Source organism: Bosea sp. 685, from assembly GCF_031884435.1.
GTDB lineage: Bacteria > Pseudomonadota > Alphaproteobacteria > Rhizobiales > Beijerinckiaceae > Allobosea.
In genome coordinates this window covers 5,191,051-5,212,542 of the sequence record NZ_CP134779.1, presented here as the reverse complement: position 1 = coordinate 5,212,542, position 21,492 = coordinate 5,191,051, and the positions used below count along the sequence as shown (strand labels likewise).

The 21,492-nt window shown below is 66.5% G+C and carries 19 protein-coding genes; 12 read left to right on the top strand and 7 right to left on the bottom strand.

From position 1 onward, the window contains the following. The first annotated feature begins 100 nt into the window (after positions 1–100). Complete coding sequence (locus tag RMR04_RS25555; protein ID WP_311911280.1) at positions 101–3,925, top strand: autotransporter domain-containing protein; 3,825 nt, start codon at positions 101–103, stop codon at positions 3,923–3,925. Positions 3,926–4,048: 123 nt separating this feature from the next. On the opposite strand, the gene RMR04_RS25550 is transcribed toward RMR04_RS25555, so the two are convergent. Beyond that, complete coding sequence (locus RMR04_RS25550; RefSeq protein ID WP_311911279.1) at positions 4,049–4,609, bottom strand: hypothetical protein; 561 nt, start codon at positions 4,607–4,609, stop codon at positions 4,049–4,051. A 19-nt stretch (positions 4,610–4,628) separates the two neighbouring features. Next, positions 4,629–6,260, bottom strand: a complete 1,632-nt coding sequence (locus RMR04_RS25545; protein WP_311911278.1) for a GMC family oxidoreductase — start codon at positions 6,258–6,260, stop codon at positions 4,629–4,631. A gap of 162 nt (positions 6,261–6,422) precedes the next feature. Between RMR04_RS25545 and RMR04_RS25540 the strand changes: the two genes are divergently transcribed. After that, positions 6,423–7,811, top strand: a complete 1,389-nt coding sequence (locus RMR04_RS25540) for an ethanolamine ammonia-lyase subunit EutB (protein ID WP_311911277.1) — start codon at positions 6,423–6,425, stop codon at positions 7,809–7,811. Continuing rightward, entirely contained in the window at positions 7,808–8,602 is a 795-nt protein-coding gene (eutC, locus tag RMR04_RS25535; RefSeq protein WP_311911276.1) for an ethanolamine ammonia-lyase subunit EutC, read from the top strand. The genes RMR04_RS25540 and eutC overlap by 4 nt, the downstream gene beginning before the upstream one ends. Positions 8,603–8,669: 67 nt before the next feature. Here eutC and RMR04_RS25530 read toward each other — a convergent pair whose 3' ends face one another. Next, complete coding sequence (locus RMR04_RS25530; RefSeq protein ID WP_311911275.1) at positions 8,670–9,410, bottom strand: haloacid dehalogenase type II; 741 nt, start codon at positions 9,408–9,410, stop codon at positions 8,670–8,672. Between the two features lie 16 nt (positions 9,411–9,426). Continuing rightward, entirely contained in the window at positions 9,427–10,092 is a 666-nt protein-coding gene (locus tag RMR04_RS25525; RefSeq protein WP_311911274.1) for a sulfite oxidase-like oxidoreductase, read from the bottom strand. Positions 10,093–10,471: 379 nt separating this feature from the next. Between RMR04_RS25525 and rpsA the strand changes: the two genes are divergently transcribed. The 6 genes from rpsA (at position 10,472) to RMR04_RS25495 (ending at position 16,457) form a co-directional block, all read left to right on the top strand. Further along, complete coding sequence (rpsA, locus tag RMR04_RS25520) at positions 10,472–12,175, top strand: 30S ribosomal protein S1 (RefSeq protein WP_092170505.1); 1,704 nt, start codon at positions 10,472–10,474, stop codon at positions 12,173–12,175. Positions 12,176–12,374: 199 nt separating this feature from the next. After that, positions 12,375–13,664, top strand: a complete 1,290-nt coding sequence (locus RMR04_RS25515; protein WP_311911272.1) for an Hsp70 family protein — start codon at positions 12,375–12,377, stop codon at positions 13,662–13,664. Between the two features lie 74 nt (positions 13,665–13,738). Continuing rightward, entirely contained in the window at positions 13,739–14,707 is a 969-nt protein-coding gene (sppA, locus tag RMR04_RS25510) for a signal peptide peptidase SppA (RefSeq protein ID WP_311911271.1), read from the top strand. 28 nt (positions 14,708–14,735) lie between these two features. Further along, positions 14,736–15,020 carry an integration host factor subunit beta gene (gene ihfB / locus RMR04_RS25505; protein WP_092170498.1) on the top strand — a complete coding sequence of 95 codons (285 nt, stop codon included), beginning with the start codon at positions 14,736–14,738 and terminating at the stop codon, positions 15,018–15,020. Between the two features lie 145 nt (positions 15,021–15,165). Then, complete coding sequence (locus RMR04_RS25500; RefSeq protein ID WP_069689870.1) at positions 15,166–15,504, top strand: LapA family protein; 339 nt, start codon at positions 15,166–15,168, stop codon at positions 15,502–15,504. Beyond that, on the top strand, positions 15,504–16,457 hold the full coding sequence (locus RMR04_RS25495; protein WP_311911269.1) for a bifunctional Delta(1)-pyrroline-2-carboxylate/Delta(1)-piperideine-2-carboxylate reductase: 954 nt from the start codon (positions 15,504–15,506) through the stop codon (positions 16,455–16,457). Before RMR04_RS25500 ends, RMR04_RS25495 begins: the two co-directional genes overlap by 1 nt. A gap of 41 nt (positions 16,458–16,498) precedes the next feature. On the opposite strand, the gene RMR04_RS25490 is transcribed toward RMR04_RS25495, so the two are convergent. Together RMR04_RS25490 and RMR04_RS25485 are read right to left on the bottom strand one after the other, a co-directional pair. Then, complete coding sequence (locus tag RMR04_RS25490; RefSeq protein WP_311911268.1) at positions 16,499–16,672, bottom strand: DUF3309 family protein; 174 nt, start codon at positions 16,670–16,672, stop codon at positions 16,499–16,501. A 110-nt stretch (positions 16,673–16,782) separates the two neighbouring features. After that, complete coding sequence (locus RMR04_RS25485) at positions 16,783–17,766, bottom strand: Bug family tripartite tricarboxylate transporter substrate binding protein (RefSeq protein ID WP_311911266.1); 984 nt, start codon at positions 17,764–17,766, stop codon at positions 16,783–16,785. A gap of 170 nt (positions 17,767–17,936) precedes the next feature. Between RMR04_RS25485 and RMR04_RS25480 the strand changes: the two genes are divergently transcribed. Both RMR04_RS25480 and mepA read left to right on the top strand, forming a co-directional pair. Further along, positions 17,937–18,680 (top strand): hypothetical protein, encoded by a 744-nt coding sequence (locus RMR04_RS25480; RefSeq protein WP_311911264.1) that lies wholly within the window; start codon positions 17,937–17,939, stop codon positions 18,678–18,680. Between the two features lie 62 nt (positions 18,681–18,742). Further along, positions 18,743–19,690, top strand: a complete 948-nt coding sequence (gene mepA, locus RMR04_RS25475; RefSeq protein WP_311911263.1) for a penicillin-insensitive murein endopeptidase — start codon at positions 18,743–18,745, stop codon at positions 19,688–19,690. A 158-nt stretch (positions 19,691–19,848) separates the two neighbouring features. On the opposite strand, the gene RMR04_RS25470 is transcribed toward mepA, so the two are convergent. Then, positions 19,849–20,976, bottom strand: coding sequence for an extensin-like domain-containing protein (locus tag RMR04_RS25470; RefSeq protein WP_311911262.1), 1,128 nt, complete (start codon positions 20,974–20,976; stop codon positions 19,849–19,851). Positions 20,977–21,263: 287 nt separating this feature from the next. Between RMR04_RS25470 and RMR04_RS25465 the strand changes: the two genes are divergently transcribed. Continuing rightward, entirely contained in the window at positions 21,264–21,491 is a 228-nt protein-coding gene (locus RMR04_RS25465) for a DUF2798 domain-containing protein (protein ID WP_311911260.1), read from the top strand. The last annotated feature ends 1 nt before the right edge of the window (position 21,492 follow it).

Below are 21,492 nucleotides of genomic sequence, written 5' to 3'. Positions count from 1 at the left end.
ATGGCGACGAGTGTCGATCCCCAGCCTGTGAATGGTTATCTATTGCCGTAGAGTAAGATTGCCTTAAATTGTCGCGCTGGGATTTGGGGGCGACGCTTTCGTGGATTCGACAGGCCAAGGGCGCGGCGCGTATCGCCGCCGCTTCGTCATGCTGGCTTTGCTGGCGGGCACGTCGCTGGGTTCGGCGTTGCTCTGCGCAGGCTCAGCTCGCGCGCAGGACGCGACCTGGCAGCTCAATCCCGGCTCGGGCGAATTCATCGCCGGCGCGAACTGGACGCCGGCGACGGTTCCGACCGGCACGGCGTTCTTCGATGCCACCAGCCAGTCCTTGATCACAGTCAACGCAACCAGGACGCTCGGGGGCTTCACCTTCAACGCAAGCGCGCCGGCCTACACGATCACGATCAACTTTCCCGGCGGCATCATCTTCGCTGGAGCAGGCATCGTCAACAATTCCGGCCAGGCGCAGACCCTGGTCAATCAGTATTTGGTGGCTTTCACCGGCAACAGCGCGGCCGGTAACGCCACGATCACCAACGACGGCTTCCTTCAGTTCAACGACAGCAGCACGGCCGGCGACGCCACGATCACCAACAACGGCACCATCGTGTTCTTCAACAGCAGCACGGCCGGAAATGCGACGATCGTGACGAATCTCGGCGCGACGACCGATTTCTCGGGCAGCACCGGCCCGCTCGGCGACAACCGCCTGAGCGCCGGCTCGATCGCCGGAGTGGGCGATTACGTCCTCGGCGCCAATGAACTCACCGTCGGCGGCAACGGCGCGTCCACGACGGTCGACGGCGTCATCAGCGGCGGCTCGCTGGTCAAGACCGGGGCGGGCACGCTGACGCTGACCAACTCGGCCAATTCCTATTCCGGCGGCACGACGATCAGCCAGGGCCGGATTTCGATCAGCGATAACGCCCAGCTTGGCGACGTCGGCGGCGGGCTGACCTTCGATGGCGGCGGCCTCGTCATCACCGCCAATGTGACCTCGGCGCGCACGGTCACGCTCAAGGCCGGCGGCGGTACGATCGATACCAATGGTTTTGCCCTGGAGCTAGACAGCCTCAGTATCATCTCCGGCACGGGCGGGCTGACCAAGACCGGCCTCGGCGATCTCGTCCTCTCCGGCAACAACACCTATTCCGGTGCGACCAGCGTTATGCAGGGCCGGCTTATCGCCAATTCCGACACGGCGCTCTCGGCAAGCTCCGATTACAGTGTTGCCACCGGCGCGACGATTGAGGTCATGGATACGCTCCAGGTCGCGATCGGCTCGCTGTCGGGCGCGGGCAAGGTCGTTATCGGCGACGGTGCCATCCTGTCGGTCGGCTCCAACGCGGTCGCCACCGTGTTCTCCGGCAATATCACCGGCAAGGGCTCGCTCTTCATGGACGGGCCGGGGGCACTCACTCTGACTGGGACGAGCAGCATCGAAGGGCTCCTCGTTCTGGGCGGTCTGGGTTGCGGTTGCTCGAATCCGACACTCGACATCAGCGGCGGCTCGCTCAGTGTCGGCAATCCGGCCGGCGGCGGCGGCGGCATTGTGGTGTTGGGCGGGACATTGCGCGTCAGCAATGGCGGCACCTTGAACATGGTGGATCCGGCCGGCTACCTGCTCGTCCAATCGGCGATGGAGGTCACAGGCGCGGGCTCGACCGTGACCGTCGAAGGCCTCACGGCCCTCGGCAACTTCACGCTCGTGACGCTGACGATCAGCGGCGGCGCGGTGATGAACAGCAAGGGCGGCGCGGGTCTCGATGGGCTAGCGATCGCGCCGGTCGTGACGGTGACCGGTCCCGGATCGACCTGGAACGTCGATATCGGCTTGTTCGTCGGCAATTTTTTTGGCTCCGGCGGCTCCGGTAGTCTCGTCATTTCCGCGGGCGGTGTGGTGAACGCGACCGGCTTCGTCGAGATCAGTTCGGATCCCGATCCCAGCCTGGGCTTTCCCACCGCAAGCGTCCTGGTGACAGGGGCGGGCTCGGTCCTGAATGCGACTAACGGCCTGCTCATCGGCTCTTCCGGTTGCGGCTGCGGTGGCGACTATGCCGGCGTGCTCACGGTTGCGGATGGTGGGCTCGTCAAGGCCGCGGCCGGTATTGAGATCGGCCCCTTGGGCGTGCTCAATCTCGGCAATGGCGGCCTGGCGGGCACCATCGACACGCCTTTCATTCAGAATGACGGCGCCATCATCGCGAATTTCACCGACAGCACCACCCTCGCCGCCAACATCTCCGGCGTGGGGACGCTGACCAAGCAGGGCTCCGGCAAGCTGATCCTGACCGGGACCAACAGCTATACCGGCCCGACCTCGGTGCTTGGCGGGCTTCTCGTCGTCAATGGTTCGCTGACAGGCTCCGCCATCACCGTGTCGGGCGGCGCGCTCGGCGGCTCCGGCACGGTCGGCAGCATCGTCATTGCCTCAGGCGGCACGGTCGCGCCGGGCAACTCCATCGGCACGCTGAACGTTGCCGGCAATGTCGCCTTTGCGGCCGGCTCGACCTATCAGGTCGAACTCAATGCAGCCGGCGCCTCCGATCTCGTTGCGGCGACGGGAACTGCGACCTTGTCGGGCGGCCAGGTTCAGCTTCTGGCTGCGCAGGGCAGTTATGGTCTCTCGACCCGCTATGTCATCCTGACCGCACAGGGCGGCGTCAGCGGGCAGTTTGCCGGCGTGACCTCGAATTTCGCCTTCCTGACGCCGACGCTGAGTTACGAGGCAAGGGCGGTGGCGCTGACGCTGGAGCGCAATGCGCTCACCTTTCCCGACGCGGCTGTCACGCGCAACCAAGCGAGCGCCGGCCGCGCTGCCGAGGCGCTGGGGACGGGTAATCGCGTCTATGACGCGTTGGTGTCCTCGTCGCTGGCGGAGGCCCGCGCCGGTTTCGACGCGCTGTCGGGCGAGGCGCATGCGCAGGCCGTTTCGGTCGCGATCGAGACCAGCCATCTGGTGCGCGACACCATCATGAACCGCCTGCGCGCGCCGTTCTTGTCGTCTCCGTCCGGCACGGTGACCGGCGCCTTCTCGGCCGATGCGCCGGGCCGGCCGCGCATGGCGGCATTGCCCGCGCCCGCTCTCGAAACCCGACGCTTCCAGCTCTGGGGCGAGGCGATCGGCGCTCAAGGGAGCAGCAATGGCGACGGCAATGCGGCCTCGCTCGACCGGCGCGGCGGCGGCATGCTGTTCGGCGCGGAGCTCGAGTCCGGCGGCGGCGAGACGCCCTGGCGCGTCGGCGTCGCCGGTGGCTTCACCCGCACCCGTTTCGACATCGACCAGCGCCGCTCGGACGGCACGCAGGACGCCGTCCATGCCGCGCTCTATGGCGGGGCGCGTTTTGGCGCGGTCAATCTGCGTGCTGGCGCTGCCTATGCCTGGAACCAGACCAATCTGACCCGCCTCGTCGGGCTGAACGGCTTTTCCGACGTGCTGCGTTTCGACGGCCAGGGGGCGACGGCCCAGGCTTTCGCCGAGGTCGGCTATGCCTTGCCGCTCGGCTCCGTCGCCTTCGAGCCCTTCGTCCAGGTCGCCGCCGTGAGCGTGCGTTCGGATTCAGGCACGGAGCAGGGCGGGGCGGCCGCATTGCGCTTGAATGGCCGCGACCAGAACCTCGGCTTCTCCATAGTGGGCCTGCGCGCGGAAACGCAGCTTGGCGCGACGCCGCTCTTCGCCCGCGCCATGCTGGGCTGGCGTCACGCCTTCGGGGAGACGACGCCCACCGCCGTGCTGGCCTTCGCAGGAGCTGCGAGCCCCTTCCAGGTCTACGCCGCGCCGGTGGCGCGCGATGCAATGGTTGCGGAGGTCGGATTGTCCTGGCGTGTCGCCGGCAATGTCGCGCTCGGTCTTGGCTACAATGCCGCCTTGGGCAATGGCGCGCGCGACCATGCGCTGCGAGGCCGGATCGACGTGACGTTCTGAGCCGGAACGGCCCGGTCGCGCTTAGAGCATTTCCGCGTTTCTCCGAATCGCAGAAATGCTCTAACTCTTTATTTTATCGCATTTTCTTCACGCGAACCGGTGTCCACTTCGCTCGAAAATGCTCTAGGCGCGCAGGCCCCGCAACCAGCGCCTGGCCTCGTCGCGGATCCGGAGGGCGGATTGATAGGCCGCGCTCGCCTTGACCCAGGTGAGCGCTTTGACGCGGACGGTTTCGATCGCCGCCATCAACCAGGCCAGCCAGCGATAGCTCAGAAGCTTGTCCCGCCCGGCCTGGTAGATGCGCTCGACGATCAGGAAGCTCGCGAGATAGGCCACAGCGAGGATCACGATGCCCGCCACGACCTGCCCGCGCCCGATCATGATCAGGCCGACGATCTTCAAGGGCTCGGCGACTGCGAAGGGGATCGCAAGCAAAGCGAGAATGGCCAATCGCGGCAACCGGGCGATCGCGGCCTCCGCCCGCGCGACGATTCCCAGCGAGGCGAGCCAGTCCGCCAACGGCCGATAGAGCGGCCGCGCGATCTCGTCGAGCAGCACGAGGGCCGTCAGCACGCCGCGGGTGATGGCGAGAAGGATCTTGGTGGGCAAGCTGCGTTCGGGCGGCGATGACATGGCGGCTCCAGCGGGCCGGACCGAGCCGGCAAGAGCCTTCATATCAGGCATGAGCCTTCATATCATGGCGTCAGGCCGCTTTCGCATCCTCCAGCAGCATCTGCGCGCCTTTCTCGGCGATCATCATCGTTGGCGCCGCCGTATTGCCTGAGGTGATCGCCGGCATCACCGAGGCGTCGATCACGCGCAGGCCACGCACGCCCCGCACCCGCAGGCGCTCGTCGAGCACGGCCGTCGGATCGTCGTCGCGACCCATCTTCGCTGTCCCGACAGGGTGGAAGATCGTGGTGCTGAGCCCTTTCGCCGCTTCCAGCAGCGCCTCGTCCGAGGTCGCGGCTGCGCCGGGGCTGTGCTCCTGCGGCTGGAAGCGCGCCAGCGGCGCTTGCGCCACGATCTTGCGCGCGAGCTTTAGCGCATCGACGGCGATGCGCTTGTCCTCGTCGGTATCGAGATAATTGGGCGAGATCGCCGGGGCGTCCTCCGCCGTCGGGCTCTTGAGATGGACGCTGCCTCGGCTCGACGGGCGCAAATTGCAGACGCTGGCCGTGAAGGCCCCGAACGGGTGCAAGCCATCGCCCCATTTGTCGAGCGAGAGCGGCTGGAAATGGAATTCGAGATTGGCGGTGGCGTAGTCGGGCGATGATTTCGCGAAGGCGCCGACCTGCGAGGGCGCCATGGTCAGCGGGCCGGTGCGCAACGCCGCATATTCCAGCGCCATCAGCGGCCGGCGCCAGAGCTTGGCATAGTCGGTATTGAGCGTGCGCACACCGTCGACCTTGTAGACCGGGCGGATCTGGAGATGGTCCTGCAGGTTTTCGCCGACGCCCGGCAGGTTCGCGGCCGTGTCGATGCCGAGTTCCTGCAGGCGGGAGCCGTCGCCGATGCCGGAGCGCTCCAGCAGTGCCGGCGAGCCAAAGGCGCCGGCACTGAGCACGACTTCGCCGCGGACCTCGACCCTGAGCTTCTCCTCGCCATGGGTGAACTCGATCGCGCTCGCCCGGCCGTCCTCGATCACAATGCGCTCGACCAGGACGCGCGTCTCCATGCGGAGGTTGTCGCGGATATCGAGCACCGGCTTGAGGAAGGCGGTAAAGGCGCTCCAGCGCCGGCCGCGCCGCTGATTGACCTGGAAATAGGCCGAGCCTTCATTGTCGCCGGTGTTGAAGTCGGCGATCTTGGCGATGCCCGCCGCCTCGGCCGCATCGCGCACGGCATCGAGGATGTCCCAGCGCACGCGCGGATTCTCGACCCGCCATTCGCCGCCTGACTTGTGGTGCTCGCCCGTCCCCGGTGCGACATGGTCTTCATGCCTGAGGAAATAGGGCAGGACATCGTCCCAGCCCCAGCCGGAAAGCCCGCGCTGGCGCCAGCCGTCGTAATCGGCCGCTTGGCCGCGCATATAGATCATCGCATTGATCGCCGAGCAGCCGCCGACGACCTTGCCGCGCGGGAAGGGCAAGGCCCGCCCGCCCAAGCCCGCCTGAGGCTCGGTCTTGAACAGCCAGTCGGCGCGCGGATTGCCGATGGCGTAGAGATAGCCGACCGGGATGTGGAACCAGATCCAGTCGTCCTTGCCGCCAGCCTCCAGCACCAGGACCTTCTTGCTCGAATCGGCTGAGAGCCGGTTGGCGACGACGCAGCCGGCCGAGCCCGCCCCGATCACGACATAGTCGAAGGTGCCGATGGTCCTGCGAGCCGACATGACGTTTCCCAAATCCTGCGGCGGGTAACGTCCCGCTCTCCGGACAAGGAGCGTTAATCGCGCTAACGGGTGGCAGCAATGCTGCATCTGCGTTTGCTCATGCCAATATCCGCATTAGCATGTTGCAAGGGACCAGGATTGATTTCGGCGAGGATTGATTTGATGGCGTATCGCGCGGCGGTCGGGCGGCAGAGTTATGTTTTCGCCGATTTGAAGACCTTGCTGGCGAAGGCGACGCCCCTGCGCTCGGGCGACCAATTGGCCGGCCTCGCCGCCGGCAGCATGGAAGAGATGATGGCCGCGCGCATGGCGCTGGCCGACCTGCCGCTGCGGACCTTCCTCGATGAGGCGCTGATTCCCTATGAGGACGACGAGGTCACGCGATTGATCGTCGACAGCCATGACGCGGCGGCGTTCAAGCTGATCGCCTCGCTGACGGTCGGCGGCTTCCGCGACTGGCTCTGCTCGGATGCGGCGACGACGCCGGTCCTGGCCCGGCTCGCGCCCGGCATCACGCCGGAGATGGCAGCCGCCGTCTCCAAGCTGATGCGCAATCAGGATTTGATCCTGGTCGCCAGGAAGTGCCGGGTCGTCACCCGTTTCCGCAACACGCTGGGCCTGCCCGGCGCCATGGCGGTCCGGCTCCAGCCCAACCATCCGACCGACGATGTCGCCGGCATCCTCGCCTCGACCATGGACGGGCTGAGCTATGGCTGCGGCGATGCCGTCATCGGTATCAACCCGGCCTCCGACAGCATGAGTGCGATCGGCGACCTGCTGCGCCTGCTCGACGCGCTGATCGCCCGTTTCGAGATTCCGACGCAGGCCTGCGTGCTGACCCATGTCACGAGCTCGGTGGCGCTGATCGAGCAGGGCGTGCCGGTCGATCTCGTCTTCCAGTCGGTGGCTGGAACGCAGGCAGCCAATGCCTCCTTCGGCGTCACGCTCGCCTTGCTGCAGGAGGGGCTGGAAGCCGGCCGCTCGCTGAAGCGCGGCACGGTCGGCGACAACGTCATGTATTTCGAGACGGGCCAGGGCGCGGCGCTCTCGGCCAATGCCCATCACGGCGTCGACCAGCAGACGGTCGAGGCCCGCGCCTATGCGGTCTGCCGCGCCTATGAGCCGCTCCTGGTCAACACGGTCGTCGGCTTCATCGGCCCGGAATATCTCTATGACGGCAAGCAGATCATCCGCGCCGGCCTCGAGGACCATTTCTGCGGCAAGCTGATGGGCGTGCCGATGGGCTGCGACATCTGCTACACCAACCATGCCGAGGCCGATCAGGACGATATGGATACGCTTCTGACGCTGCTCGGAACGGCCGGCGTCAATTTCATCATGGGCATCCCCGGCGCTGACGACGTGATGCTGAACTACCAATCGACCTCCTTCCACGACCAGCTCTATATCCGCGAGGTGCTTGGCCTGAAGCGCGCGCCGGAATTCGAAGCCTGGCTCAGGCGGATGGACATCACCGATCCCGCGGGAAAGTTGAGCGCGGGACAGGGTGGGCAGGCCTTGCTCGCCGCCATGCAGGACCGCGCGGCATGAAAACGCCGGACAAGCCTGCCTCCACGGCTCAGCGCTGGGCCGAGCTCGCGCAATTGACGCCGGCCCGCATCGCGCTTGGCCGCTCGGGCGCCTCGCTGCCGACGCGCGAGGTGCTGCGCTTCGGCCTCGCCCATGCCCAGGCGCGCGACGCGGTGCACGAGCCCTTCCGTCCCGAGGGCTTGGATGCGGACCTTGCGGCCTTGTCGTTGGATACGGTGATGGTCGAGAGCGCGGCCCGCTCGCGCGGCGATTATCTGCGCCGGCCTGATCTCGGCCGTGGCCTCTCGGAGGAGAGCCGGGGCGTGCTGGCGGCGCGGCGCGGCGCCTGCGATCTCGCCATCATCGTTGCCGACGGCTTGTCCTCGACCGCGATCCACCAGAACGCCGCCCCCTTCATCACGGCGCTGCTGCCGCATCTGAAGCGGCAGGGATTGACGCTCGCGCCGGTCGTCATCGCCTCGCAGGCCCGTGTCGCGCTCGGCGACGAGGCGGCCCATGCGCTCGGCTCGCGCATGGCGCTGGTGCTGATCGGCGAGCGTCCGGGCCTGTCTTCGCCGGATTCGCTTGGCGCCTATCTCACCTTCGCGCCCAGGCCCGGCCTGACCGACGCCGCGCGCAACTGCATCTCCAATATCCGCCCGGGCGGACTCGATTTCGAAGCCGCCGCCTTCAAGCTCGCCTGGCTGATCGACCAGGCCTTCCATCGCTCGCTGACCGGCGTCGACCTCAAGGACGAGAGCGCCAGCGCGCTGGAGGGCGGGAAGAAGGACGCTGTTCTTCCAGCGCCGTGAGTTCGGGTGCCGCAACCACGCGGTCGCCCGGGATGACGAAGTCCTTAGTCACAGGGCCGTTTGGCCTTCAAAGCCCGGCCACCAACGCCGGTAATTCGCCCAGCGACCCGATCACCCAATCCGGTCTCTCGCCCAGCCGCTCCTCCTGCATGCGCAGCGCCTTGAACAAGGTCTTCGGCGGGATTGGGACTGCGCCCGCGATCTCGGCATGCAGCGCTCTGGGCGAAACCCGTGCGATCCGCGCGACCTTGAAGCCGAAATGCTTCGCGCCGGCGACGTCAAAGCCGTTCGAGGAGACGAAGACGACCTCCTCGGGCTTTACGCCCATCCGCTCTTCGACCAGCCGGTAGCTGCGCGGATCGGGCTTGTAGGCCCGCGCAGCGTCGACACTGAGCACGGCTTCGAACCGATTTGCCAGACCGCTATGGCGCACCAGCGCATCGAGCATGGCCGGACTGCCGTTCGAGAGGATGGCGAGCCGCTTGCCCGCCAGCGCATCGAGCGCGGTGAGGCTGTCGGGATAGGGCGCGAGATGGTTGTAGGCCTCGGCCAGGGCGGTGATCGCCGCTTCACTCGCGCTCAGGCCCAGGACATCGAGCGTGTAAGCGAGCGAATCCCGCGTCACCGTCCAGAAATCGGCATAGGCGCCCATGGCGGAGCGCAGCCAGGTGTATTCGAGCTGCTTCATCCGCCAGATCTGGGTGATGGTCTCGCCATGGCCGGGAAAGGCGGCCTCGGTCGCGCCGGCGACGGACTGAACGTCATAGAGCGTGCCATAGGCGTCGAAGACGAAGGCCTTGATGGTCATCGGGCGGTTCCCGCTTTCAATCGTCGCTGTAGCGCTGCTCTTGCCAGGGATCGCCGCGATCGTGATAGCCGCGGACCTCCCAGAAACCGGGCTGGTTGCGCTCGACGAATTCGATCCGCTTCAGCCATTTCGCGCTCTTCCAGAAATAGAGCTTCGGCAGCACGAGCCTGACCGGCCCGCCATGCTCGCCCGACAGGGGCTTGCCCTCCCAGCTATGGGCCAGCAGCGCATCCTCGCTGGCGAAATCCGCGAGCGTCAGATTGGTGGTGTAACCGTCATGGGAGTGCAGCACGACGAAGCCGGCCTCGGGCTTCGGCTGGACGAGGTCGAGCAGGCTCCGCGTCGCCACGCCCTGCCAGCGATTGTCGTAGCGCGACCAGGTCGTGACGCAATGGATGTCGGAGACCTCGTTCGCCTGCTCCTGCGCCATGAAGTCCGCCCAGCGCCAGTGCAGGCGATGCTCGACCGCGCCGTCGATGTCGAGCGTCCAGTTTTCGGTCGAAATCTCGGGCTGGAGGCCGAGATCGAGCACCGGCCAATCCTTGACCAGGTGCTGCCCGGGCGGCAGCCGCTCGCTGTCGGGCCGGCTGACGCGCCCGGTCAGGAATTTGCCGGCCCGCGCCCAGGCCTGCTTGGTGCGCGTCAGCTTGCTGTCGTCGGGTGTGTCGGGATCGCTGGTCATGGCAGTTTCCTGGCGGTCTCCTGTCAGGCGCAGCTCTCACTATAAGGTTTTCCATCCTGGCCGTCGCTGCGCGAAACGGACAAGGACCCTTGCCCTGCCGTCTGCTTTGCACTACATCGCGCCTGTCCGAAGGGCCGTGATCGATCACAGCCGGGGGCGGCCTTTTCGGCCTGCTCCCGTTTCGTGTTTGGGGCGGATTGTTCGGATGCGGATCGATGCCGGCGGCCAAGCGCCGCCCGTTCTCGCCCCGGCGCCTCAGAGCGCGGGAAGAGCGGGCAGGCCTCTCAGGAGGCGCCGACGGACAGGTCCGGTCTGTGGCACAAACCCAATCGGCGCTTGCCGGCTTTGCGGGATCCGCGAGCTGGCGTCAGGAGAATACATGTCAGCCGTAGAAAGCTATTCGGGCCGCGAGGATTTCGCCGCCCTGCTCGAGGAATCCTTCGGTCAGAACGAAGCCCTCGAAGGTTCCGTCATCAAGGGCATCGTCGTCGCCATCGAAAAAGACATGGCGATCATCGATGTCGGCCTGAAGACGGAAGGGCGCGTTGCGCTCAAGGAATTCAACGGCCCCGGCCGTGACCAGGACATCAAGGTCGGCGACGAGGTCGAGGTCTATCTGGACCGGATCGAAAACGCGCTCGGCGAAGCCGTCATCTCGCGCGACAAGGCTCGCCGCGAGGAGAGCTGGGTCAAGCTCGAGAAGGCTTTCGAGGCTCGCGAGAAGGTCTCGGGTGTCATCTTCAACACCGTCAAGGGCGGCTACACCGTCGATCTCGACGGCGCTGTCGCCTTCCTGCCGCGTTCGCAGGTCGACATCCGCCCGATCCGCGACGTCGGCCCGCTGATGGGCCAGCCGCAGCCTTTCGAGATCCTCAAGATGGATCGCCGCCGCGGCAACATCGTCGTGTCGCGCCGCACCGTCCTCGAAGAGACCCGCGCCGAGGCTCGTTCCGAGCTCGTGGCTTCGCTCGAAGAGGGCCAGGTCATCGACGGCGTCGTCAAGAACATCACCGAATACGGTGCGTTCGTTGACCTGGGCGGCATCGACGGCCTGCTCCATGTCACCGACATGGCCTGGCGTCGCGTCAACCATCCGTCCGAGGTCGTGACCATCGGCCAGACGGTCAAGGTCAAGATCATCAAGATCAACCAGGACACGCACCGCATCTCGCTCGGCATCAAGCAGCTGCTTGCCGATCCGTGGGATGGCATTGCGGCCCGTTACCCCGTCGGTGCGCGCCTCAAGGGTCGCGTCACCAACATCACGGACTACGGCGCGTTCGTCGAAGTGGAGCCGGGCATCGAAGGCCTCATCCACGTCTCCGAGATGTCCTGGACCAAGAAGAACGTCCACCCCGGCAAGATCGTCTCGACCTCGCAGGAAGTCGACGTCGCGATCCTCGAGGTCGATCAGGTCAAGCGCCGCATCTCGCTGGGTCTCAAGCAGACCCTGCGCAACCCTTGGGAGGTCTTCGCGGAGACCCATCCGAGCGGTGCGGTGGTCGAGGGCGAGGTCAAGAACAAGACCGAGTTCGGCCTGTTCCTGGGTCTCGAAGGCGATATCGACGGCATGATCCATCTCTCGGATCTCGACTGGAACCGTCCGGGCGAGCAGGTCATCGAGGAATACAAGAAGGGCGACATGCTGCAGGCTGTCGTTCTCGATGTGGACGTCGAGAAGGAGCGTATCTCGCTCGGCCTGAAGCAGCTCGGCGGCGATCCCTTCGTGGATGCCGGCGAGTTCAAGAAGGGCCAGGTCGTCACCACTGAGGTGATCGAGGTCAAGGAAGCCGGTCTCGACGTCAAGATCGTCGGCACCGACATGACCACCTTCATCAAGCGCGCCGAAATCGCGCGTGATCGTGCCGAGCAGCGCCCCGAGCGCTTCGCGGCCGGCGAAAAGGTCGACGCCCGCGTCATCCTGTTCGACAAGAAGGCCCGCAAGATCCAGGTCTCGATCAAGGCCCTGGAAATGGCCGAGGAGAAGGAGGCGATGGCGCAGTACGGCTCCGCCGACTCCGGCGCCTCGCTCGGCGACATCCTGGGCGCCGCCCTCAAGAAGGCGACGACCGAGAAGAAGTGAGGTTTCGGCCGCGCAAGCGGCCGGCCCATCAGACCAGCCCGCGCGGAGCAATCCGCGCGGGCTTTTGTTTCGGTTCGACCCGTTATTCCAGGGCGAGGCGAGCAACGAAGACCCGGGAATCTCTTTGACCAGGACGCCCTGGTTTTCGAGATGGCCGGGTCAAGCCCGACCATGACGACCAACATCAGGAACCCGGGACATGACCACCGCGGCGATCGGCATCGATTTCGGCACCACCAACAGCGTGGTTGCCCTGGCGCGCGCCGACGGCTCGGTGACGACGCGTTCCTTCGCGACCAGGCAGGGCGCGGTCGACGCCTATCGTTCGGCCCTGATGTTCTGGCGCGAGGGCCGGCCGCCCAAGACCCATGTCGCCCATGTCAGCGGGCCCGATGCGCTCGATATGGCGCTCGGCATGACGACGGAGCATCGCTTCCTGCAATCGCTGAAGACGCATCTCTCCAGCCGCGCCTTCCAGGAGACGCGGCTGTTCGGCAAGCTGTTCCGGCTCGAGGACCTGATCGGGGTGTTCCTGACCGATCTCGTGGCCGGCCTCGACGACGTCGCGGAAACGCCGCTGGTCTCAGGCAGGCCCGTCGTCTTCGCCGGCGAACGGCCCGATGAGGAACTCGCGCTCGGGCGGCTGCGCGCCTCCTACGGCAAAGCCGGGATGCCCGCCGTCGATTTCGCCTATGAGCCGCTCGGCGCGGCCTATTGGTATGCCCGCGACCTGAAGACGCCGCAGACCATGCTGGTCGCGGATTTCGGCGGCGGCACCAGCGACTTCTCGGTGATGCGCTTCGAGCCCGGCGGAGCCGGGCGGTTGGACGCGATCCCGCTCTCCCATGCCGGCGTCGGCGTCGCCGGCGACACCTTCGACTACCGCATCATCGAGCACGCGATCTCGCCGCGTCTCGGCAAGGGCACGCAATATCGCTCCTTCGAGAAGCTCCTGCCGATCCCGGCGCATTACCACGCCGCCTTCGCGCAATGGCACCGGCTCTCGCTGATGAAAAGCCGCGAGACCATGGCCGAGCTGAAGGCGTTGATCCGCGACGCGGTCGAGCCCGGCAAGCTCGAGGATCTGCTGACCGTGATCGAATATGATCTCGGCTACGAGCTCTACCGCGCGGTCTCGGCCGCCAAGATTGCGCTCTCCGGCGTCGACGAGACCACGCTCAGCTTCCGCCAGATGGATGTGACGATCGAAACCCCGATCCGCCGCAGCGATTTCGACGGCTGGATCGCGAACGATGTCGGCGCGATCGAGACAGCGCTCGACAAGGCCTTGAGCGAGGCGAATGTCTCCACTGGTGCGATCGAGGCCGTATTCATGACCGGCGGCACCTCTCACGTCCCGGCGGTGCGGGCGCTGTTCGACCGCCGCTTCGGGGCGAGCCGTGTCCATATCGGCGATGCTTTCCGCTCGGTGGCGAGTGGGCTCGCCTTGCTGGCGCTGGACCGTGCGCGCGCCACGGTCGCGGCCTAAGCCCGCGGCTTCGTCTTGCCCGCCCGTCGCGGCGAGGCTACATCACGGTGCCGCAAACCCGGAGCGCTGACCTCATGTCGTCCGATGCCGATCTGCTCGCCGACCGCCGCAGCCTCAGGCGAAAGCTGACGCTCTGGCGGCTGTTCGCCGTCCTCGGCGTGCTTGCCGCTGCCGTCGTCGCGGGCCTCGCCTGGACCGGAGGCACGACCGGCTCGCTCAGCCAGGCCCATATCGCACGCGTCACCATTTCCGGCTTCATCTCGGGCGACAGGCGCACGCTCGAGCTGATCAAGTCGCTGGAGGACAGCAAGGCCTCGGCCGTGCTGCTCAAGATCGACAGCCCGGGCGGGACGACCTCGGGCTCGGAGGCCGTGTTCGACGCGCTGCGCAAGCTGGCGGCGAAGAAGCCGATGGTCTCGGTGGTCGATGGCCTGGCGGCCTCGGGCGGCTATATCGCAGCGCTTGGCTCCGATCGCATCGTGGCGCGTCAGACCTCGCTCGTCGGCTCCATCGGCGTGCTCTTCCAGTTCCCCAATGTCGGGCGGCTGCTCGATACGGTTGGCGTCAAGCTCGAGGAGATCAAGTCGAGCCCGCTCAAGGCCGCGCCCAATGGCTTCGAGCCGACCTCGCCGGAGGCGCGCGCCGCGCTCCAGAGCGTCGTCGACGACAATTACGACTGGTTCAAGCGGCTGGTGCGCGAGCGCCGTCATCTCAGCGATCCCGAGGTCGCCGCCGTGTCCGACGGCCGCGTGCATTCCGGCCGGCAGGGCGCGGTTCTGAAGCTGATCGACGAGATCGGCGGCGAGCCGGAAGCCATTGCCTGGCTCGAACGCGAGAAGGGTGTGGCGAAGGATCTTGCGGTCCGCGATTGGCGTCGCCGCAGCGAATCATCCGCTTACGGGCTATGGAGTGCGAGCGAGGCGTTGGCGCGCGCCGCCGGGTTCGAAACCGTGGCGAGCCTTATCGCGCGTGCGGCCGAACAACCGATCGGTTTGCGGCTTGACGCGCCCTTGGCGCTCTGGCAGCCTGCAATCGAAAAATGATGTTGATACAAGCGGTTATATTGGACACATGATTAAATCTGAACTCGTCCAGCGCATCGCTGAGCGCAACACGCACCTCTACCAGCGCGATATTGAAAACATCGTCACGGCGATCCTCGACGAGGTCGTCAAGGCGCTGGCGCGGGGAGACCGGGTCGAGCTGCGCGGCTTCGGAGCTTTCTCCCGCAAGGCCCGCTCCGCCCGGGTCGGCCGCAACCCGCGCACGGGTGACGCCGTCGAGGTCGAGGAAAAGTTCGTCCCGGTCTTCAAGACCGGCAAGGAGCTTCGGCTGCGGCTGAACGGCAAGGCGTAAAGCCTCTCGGCCCTCGTCTCGAGGAGCCGCGAAGCGGCGTCACGACGGATGATCCAGAGAGGGCTGAAACATCCTCGGAGACGCTATTTCCGCCGAAATAGCTCGCCAGGATGCGGGCTCGCGATAGCCGCTGAAAGGAACTCCGATGAAATCCTTCTTCAAGGCCCTGATCCTGGTTCCGGTCGCGCTGGCGATCGTGCTGTTTTCCGTCGCCAATCGGAAGTCGGTTCCGCTGTCCTTCGACCCGTTCAGTCGCGACGCGCCGGTGTTCGTCTTCGACGTGCCGCTCTTTGCGGTCGTTCTGGCGGCGATTGCGGTCGGCATCCTGATCGGCGGCCTCGCCTCCTGGATCGCCCAGGGCAAGCACCGCAAGGCGGCCCGCCGCAACCGCCGTGAGGCAGAGACGCTGCGCGGCGAGGCGCAGATGCTGCGTGCCGCCGTGCCTGATTCCGCCTTACCGGCGCTGACCAGCGGCAGGGGCTGATGCGGCTTTTCGACAATGGCGAGATCGACGCCGCCCTGACATTCCCCGGCCTGATCGACACGCTCGACGACGCCTTCCGCAGCGATGCGGCCCTGCCGCCGCGCAGCCATCATGACGTCAAGCGCCCCGATGGCGATCCGGCCGTGCTGCTGATCATGCCGGCCTGGAGCGCGCCCAGCGCGGAGAAGGCCTATATCGGCACCAAGATCGTCTCGGTCTTCTTCGGCAACGGCAAGCGCAACCTGCCCGGCGTCATGGGCGCCTATCTCTTGATGGACGGAAACACCGGCCAGCCCTTGGCGGTGATGGACGGCAACCGCCTGACGCTGTGGCGCACGGCGGCCGCCTCCGCCCTGGCGGCGCGCTACATGGCCAGCCCCGACGCCAGCCGCATGCTGATGGTCGGCGCCGGCGGCCTTGCGCCCTTCCTGGTCAAGGCGCATCGCGCGGTCAGGCCGCTGACCGATATCGCCATCTGGGCGCGCCGGCCAGAAGCCGCCGTCGCCGTGGCGGAAGAGCTTGCGCGTGACGGCATCGAGGCCCGCGCGGTCATCGATCTCGAAGCCGAGGCGCGCACGGCCGATATCATCTCCTGCGCCACCAATGCGAGCGAGCCGCTGATCCAGGGCAAATGGCTGAAGCGCGACGCGCATCTCGACCTGATCGGCGCCTTCACCATGCAGATGCGCGAGGCCGACGCCGAGGCGCTGAACCGCGCCCGCGTCATCGTCGACTCCAAGAAGGCCGTCGATGAGGGCGGCGATGTTGCCGTCGCGATCGCCGAGGGTAGCTATAGCGCCGACAGGATCGCCGGCACGCTGGCCGATCTCTGCCATGGCCGCATCGCCGGCGCGGCGGAGGGCGGCGAGATCACGCTGTTCAAATCGGTCGGCGTCTCGCTGGAGGATCTGGCTGCCGCGGTGGCTGTCTGGGAAGCCTCTGCGCAAGCCTGACTACCAGTGCCTAAGCCTGATCCACCAGTGGAGTGTCGCCGTCAGACCCGTACCGGCACGCCGCCGATCGCGCCGAGCAGCCACAAGATCACGGCGATGACCAGCACGAGGCCAAGGACGCCGCCGAGGCCGGTCGTGCCGTAGCTGCGATGGCCGTAGTAACCTCCGCCGCCAAGCAGCAGCACGAGCACCAGGATGATGATGAGGGTGGACATGGGACGTTCCCTTCCCTGATCGCGCCGCCGCATCGCGCGACGACCGAAAGTAGAAGGGAAACGTCAGCGGCGACCCGCAAGTTCCACAATCGAATGGCGGGATGTGCGCGCTATTCGGCCCTGATGCCGACCTCCTTGATCAGGTCGCCCCATTTCTTCTGCTCGGACTGCACGAAGGCCGCGAGCTCGGCGGGGGTGTTGCCGACGGGTTCGGCCGCCAGCAGATCCATCTTGGCGCGGACGCCGGCATCCGCGATCGCGGTCTTGGTGTCGGCCTGGATCCTGTCGATGATCGCCTTGGGCGTCTTTGACGGCGCGAACAGCGCAAACCAGGACGAGACGTCGAAGCCGGGCACGACCTCGGCGATCGGAGCGAATTCCTGGGCTGTCGGAGAGCGTGTCGCGGTGGTGACGCCGAAGCCGCGGATCGAGCCAGCCCGCGCCTGCGGCAGGGCCGAGGTGATGTTGTCGAACATCAGGTCGACGCGCCCGCCGATCAGATCCTGGATCGCCTGGGACGAGCCGCGATAGGGCACATGCACCATCTTGGTGCCGGTCAGCTTCTGGAACAATTCACCGGCGAGGTGGATCGAGGTGCCGACGCCCGAGGAGGCATAGCTCAGCTTGCCGGGATTGGCTCGGGCGTAGGCGACGAGCTCGGCGGTGTCCTTGACCGGCAGCTCCTTGCTGACCACGAGCAGGTTCGGCACCATCGCGACCATGGTGATCGGGCTGAGGTCCTTGATCGGGTCGTAATTGACCTTGGCGTAGAGATAGGGGTTCGCGACGAGCCCGACCGAGCCGATCAATAGCGTGTCGCCGTTCGGCTCGGCCCGCGTCGCCGCATCGACGCCGATATTGCCGCCCGCGCCCGGCCGGTTCTCGACGACGAGATTCGTGCTCCAGGCATGGCCGAGCTTGTCGGCCACGAGCCGGCCCAGAATGTCGGTCGCCCCGCCGGGCGGGAACGGTACGATGAGCCTGATCGTGCGGCCCTGCGGCCAGGGCGCCTGCGCGAAAGCGGCCTGCGGCAAAGCGAAACCCGCACTGAGCGCAGCAAGCATGCTGCGACGGTTGATCATCGACTTCGTCATGGCGTCGTCTTTCCTCCGGAGCGCGTCCATCATATCGAGCGTCGAGGCCCGGATGTCGCCAAGGCGGAAGCTGACGTTTTCGCTTCGTGTTGTCCAGCATCCGGGCCGAGGCCCGTGTCACGAGATGGCTCGACAACGCAATCGTAACGGATGGCGGCCGACGTTGGACGATGCTCCTCCTTCGTCTCCTGATCCTTGTCCTCGCGATCTGCACTGGCGGTGCCACGAAGGGCTGGGCCGGCGAGGTCCGCTTCATCTACGTGGTGCCCGCCGATCGTCAGGAGAAGCCGGCATACCGCGAGGCAATCGGTTGGGCCGCCCGGCATTTCCAGGCCTGGCTTTCCAGCAAGACCGATGGATTGACGTTCAAGCTCGCCGACCCGTTGGTGCTGACTGTCAGGTCGGACAGGCCCGCTGCCTGGTTCCAGTCGGCTCAACGGCATGCGAACTATCATGCCTTCTATCGCAATGCGTCCGAGGAACTGTTGAGATTGGGCTTGGCCAAGGCAGGTGACTCCGCGGCGCGCTACGTCGTCTATGTTGATGCCGATCACGCCTGCGGTCAGTCGGGGGCGGGCGGCAACGGTCTGGCCATTGTCTCCGCCAACGACTTGCGCGGCCTTGTCGGCGAAGCGATCGTGCCAGCTTGCGCGCAGCCCAACGGCGCGGAGATCGCCGGCCGCTGCCGGTGGATCGGGGGCATGGGACACGAATTGCTGCATACACTGGGGCTGCGCCATCCTGATCGCTCGCCTGACTGTCAAACCGGGCAATGCCGGTCGAGAGCCCTAATGCTCTACGGTTATATCCCCTATCCGGAGGCCGCGCTGCTCGAAGAGGAGCTGTCGTTCCTGCGCGGGTCTCCTTTCATCGGCCCCAACCGACTGGCCTCGCCGGCAAGCTGCGTCCGATGACATCGCGCAGTACGGCTATCGCCGGGCTTGCACCGACACGCCAGAGCGGCGACTCTGCAGCCATGCGCGCCCTGAATCGCCGAATCGCCGCCATCTTCGTCCTGCTCTCGGGCATCGTCGTCCCCGCGCTCGCCCATGCGCAGGATACGGCTGATGAGGAGGCGCGCCGTCGCGCCGCCAATATCGCGGCCTTTCCCGATGCGGCGCGCGCGCTCTTCGGCCAGAAGACCGCGCCGGCGGATATGCGCGCCCGTGCCATCGGCTCCTATGCGCGCGGCTGCCTGGCGGGCGCGATGGCCTTGCCGGTCGACGGGCCGAGCTGGCAGGTGATGCGGCTCGCCCGCAACCGCAACTGGGGCCATCCGGTCCTGATCGACTATCTCGAAAAGCTCGCCCACGACGTGCCGAAGATCAATGGCTGGCCAGGAATCCTGGTCGGCGATATCTCGCAGCCGCGCGGCGGGCCGATGCTGACCGGCCATGCCTCGCACCAGATCGGCCTCGATGCCGATCTCTGGCTGACGCCGATGCCCAGGGAGCGGCTCGACCGCAACGAGCGCGAGAACATGCCGGCTATCAACATGGCCCGCGCCGACTGGCGCGACATCGATCCGAAGAACTGGACGCCGGCGCAGACCAAGCTGATCAAGACCGTCGCCAATGAGCCGCGCGTCGAGCGTATCTTCGTCAACCCGGCACTGAAAGTGGCGCTCTGCCGCGAGGCCGGGAGCGATCGCGCCTGGCTCAACAAGGTCAGGCCGATGTGGGGCCACAACTACCATTTCCATGTCCGGATGGTCTGCCCGGCGGGAATGGAGGGTTGCCAGGGGCAGGAGCCGCCCAATTTCGGCGATGGCTGCGGCGAGGAGCTTTCGGGTTGGATCGAGCGCCAGCGCGCCGCCTTCTTCGCGCCGAAGAAGCCACGCACCGGCCCGGCGCCGAAGCCCAAGCCGCCGATGTCGCTCGACGCGCTGCCCGCCGAGTGCCGGCAGGTACTGGTGTCGCGCTGACCGGCCTCTGCCGTCATTGCAAGCGCAGCGAAGCAATCCAGAGCAGCGCGCTCGACGTCCCCTAGATTGCTTCGCGAAGCCTGTGCTCGGGCTTGCCGAAGGCAAGACCCGGGTGCTCGCAATGACGTGGCGCGGTTAATTCGAGGCCTGATTTCAGCTTACCGGCGCTGTGTCCGCCCCGAGCTATAGGCGAACGGATCGTTCTGCGGCGTGATCACGGGCTTGGCCTGCTCCATGCCTTCCTGGTCGAGCACGCCGGTGCCCTCATCGTCGCCGACGATCACCTCTTCCGTCGGCGGCACCGAACCCGGCAAGGTCAGCGGGCCGCGCTGTTCGCTCGGCAGCGGCTGCGGCCGGTAGCGCGACTGGTTGAGCGGCTCGCTCGCGGGCTCCTCGATGAAGCGCCGCTGCGCGTCGAGGCCCTGGCCGCCGCGATTGGTCGCGACGGGATAGCCGCCCTGCACCGAGCCCGGCGGCCGCAAGCCGTCGCCCGGCTGGCGCAGCATTGGACCGCCGGCGATGAGCGCCCCGATCTCGTCGCGCTGCTCGCGCGGCTGCTCGGCCGAGCGGAACGGTCGCGCCGGATCCGGCGGCGGCAGATTGTAGTTCGGGGTGTATTTGATGACCGGATTGCAGATGTGCCGACCCTTGGCATGCCGGGCCAGGTCGATATGGATATGGTCGTAGTGGAACACGTTCGAGCCGGGTCCGAGAACGGTCGAGAAGTTCTCGCAGGCGCCGACGAACACCTCGCGCAGGAAGTTCTGCTCCTCCGGCGAGCCGCGCCAGCCGTCCTTGACCGTGATGTTGCGCCCGTCATTGAGCCGGAAGGAGAACACGTCCAGCGCATTGCCATAGGCGTGTTCGGAGGTGCGGCTGGTGCCGGTGCCGTTGTTCATGGCGCGGCAGGAATAGGAGCCGGCGCGCATCTCGATGACCTGCGCGCCGAGAACGTTCTGGGCGGCGGGCTGGACGACCTCAGCGAGCCATTTATCGGTGGTCGCGACGACGGGGCAGGCGAGCGTGGCCGAACTCGTCAGCCCGATGCCGCCATTGGCGAAGGCGGAAACCTTGAGCGGCTTTTCCATGCCGCAGGTGCCGGGGCCGTCGATCGGCTTGCTGCGCAGGCTGACATAGGAGGAGAGCTGCACCTGGCGCGAGGCCAGGCACTCGGCTTCGGCCTGGTCGCGCCAGGCCGCACGCTGCGGCTTCTGGAATTTTCCGCAGCCGGCAAGGCCGGCGCCGATCACGCCAAGAGCGATGAGGGTGAGGTGAACGCGTCGCATGACCGATCAAATGCGACCCGTTTGGTGAACGGTTTCTCAACCGCCTGAGCCCGCCGCGCAACAGCTGGATTAACTTTGGCGCTGCGGTTAACGGGATCTTAAGGCGCCGCCGAAGCCTGTCCCAAGGTCACTTGACGCATCAATCGCCCCCAGAGCGAGGGGAAGGGCCCGGTTATGGCGACGCCGATGAGCCGTGAGATCACCGCGGGCGGCCATGTCCGAAAGCAGGCTGGTGCGGCTGGCTCGCCGCATGCGAGACAGCATGGAGCGTCTGGAGATCGTCAGCCATGACAGGCAAGGCCCGTTTCATCTTTCCCGTGCTCATGGCCGGCGTCATGGCTTTCCTGATGACGGCGCTGGTGACCTATCTCAATCTCGGCTTCCCGCCGGATTTCGTGGCGCAGTGGCTGCACGCCTTCGTCATCGCCTGGCCCTGCGCGGCCTGCGCCGCCTTCCTCGCGATTCCGCTCGCACGGCGAGGGACCGCCCTCATCGTCAAGGTCATTGGAGAATAGC

Excerpts from the sequence above, each read along its gene's own strand:
- RMR04_RS25545 (WP_311911278.1), bottom strand. The coding sequence starts at position 6,260 with ATGTCGGCTCGCAGGACCATCGGCACCTTCGACTATGTCGTGATCGGG.
- RMR04_RS25550 (WP_311911279.1), bottom strand. The coding sequence starts at position 4,609 with ATGCCTGATATGAAGGCTCTTGCCGGCTCGGTCCGGCCCGCTGGAGCC.
- RMR04_RS25525 (WP_311911274.1), bottom strand. The coding sequence starts at position 10,092 with ATGACCAGCGATCCCGACACACCCGACGACAGCAAGCTGACGCGCACC.
- eutC (WP_311911276.1), top strand. The coding sequence starts at position 7,808 with ATGAAAACGCCGGACAAGCCTGCCTCCACGGCTCAGCGCTGGGCCGAG.
- RMR04_RS25540 (WP_311911277.1), top strand. The coding sequence starts at position 6,423 with ATGGCGTATCGCGCGGCGGTCGGGCGGCAGAGTTATGTTTTCGCCGAT.
- sppA (WP_311911271.1), top strand. The coding sequence starts at position 13,739 with ATGTCGTCCGATGCCGATCTGCTCGCCGACCGCCGCAGCCTCAGGCGA.
- RMR04_RS25490 (WP_311911268.1), bottom strand. The coding sequence starts at position 16,672 with ATGTCCACCCTCATCATCATCCTGGTGCTCGTGCTGCTGCTTGGCGGC.
- RMR04_RS25470 (WP_311911262.1), bottom strand. The coding sequence starts at position 20,976 with ATGCGACGCGTTCACCTCACCCTCATCGCTCTTGGCGTGATCGGCGCC.
- mepA (WP_311911263.1), top strand. The coding sequence starts at position 18,743 with ATGCGCGCCCTGAATCGCCGAATCGCCGCCATCTTCGTCCTGCTCTCG.
- RMR04_RS25500 (WP_069689870.1), top strand. The coding sequence starts at position 15,166 with ATGAAATCCTTCTTCAAGGCCCTGATCCTGGTTCCGGTCGCGCTGGCG.
- RMR04_RS25530 (WP_311911275.1), bottom strand. The coding sequence starts at position 9,410 with ATGACCATCAAGGCCTTCGTCTTCGACGCCTATGGCACGCTCTATGAC.
- RMR04_RS25480 (WP_311911264.1), top strand. The coding sequence starts at position 17,937 with ATGCTCCTCCTTCGTCTCCTGATCCTTGTCCTCGCGATCTGCACTGGC.
- ihfB (WP_092170498.1), top strand. The coding sequence starts at position 14,736 with ATGATTAAATCTGAACTCGTCCAGCGCATCGCTGAGCGCAACACGCAC.
- rpsA (WP_092170505.1), top strand. The coding sequence starts at position 10,472 with ATGTCAGCCGTAGAAAGCTATTCGGGCCGCGAGGATTTCGCCGCCCTG.
- RMR04_RS25515 (WP_311911272.1), top strand. The coding sequence starts at position 12,375 with ATGACCACCGCGGCGATCGGCATCGATTTCGGCACCACCAACAGCGTG.
- RMR04_RS25485 (WP_311911266.1), bottom strand. The coding sequence starts at position 17,766 with ATGACGAAGTCGATGATCAACCGTCGCAGCATGCTTGCTGCGCTCAGT.
- RMR04_RS25495 (WP_311911269.1), top strand. The coding sequence starts at position 15,504 with ATGCGGCTTTTCGACAATGGCGAGATCGACGCCGCCCTGACATTCCCC.
- RMR04_RS25465 (WP_311911260.1), top strand. The coding sequence starts at position 21,264 with ATGACAGGCAAGGCCCGTTTCATCTTTCCCGTGCTCATGGCCGGCGTC.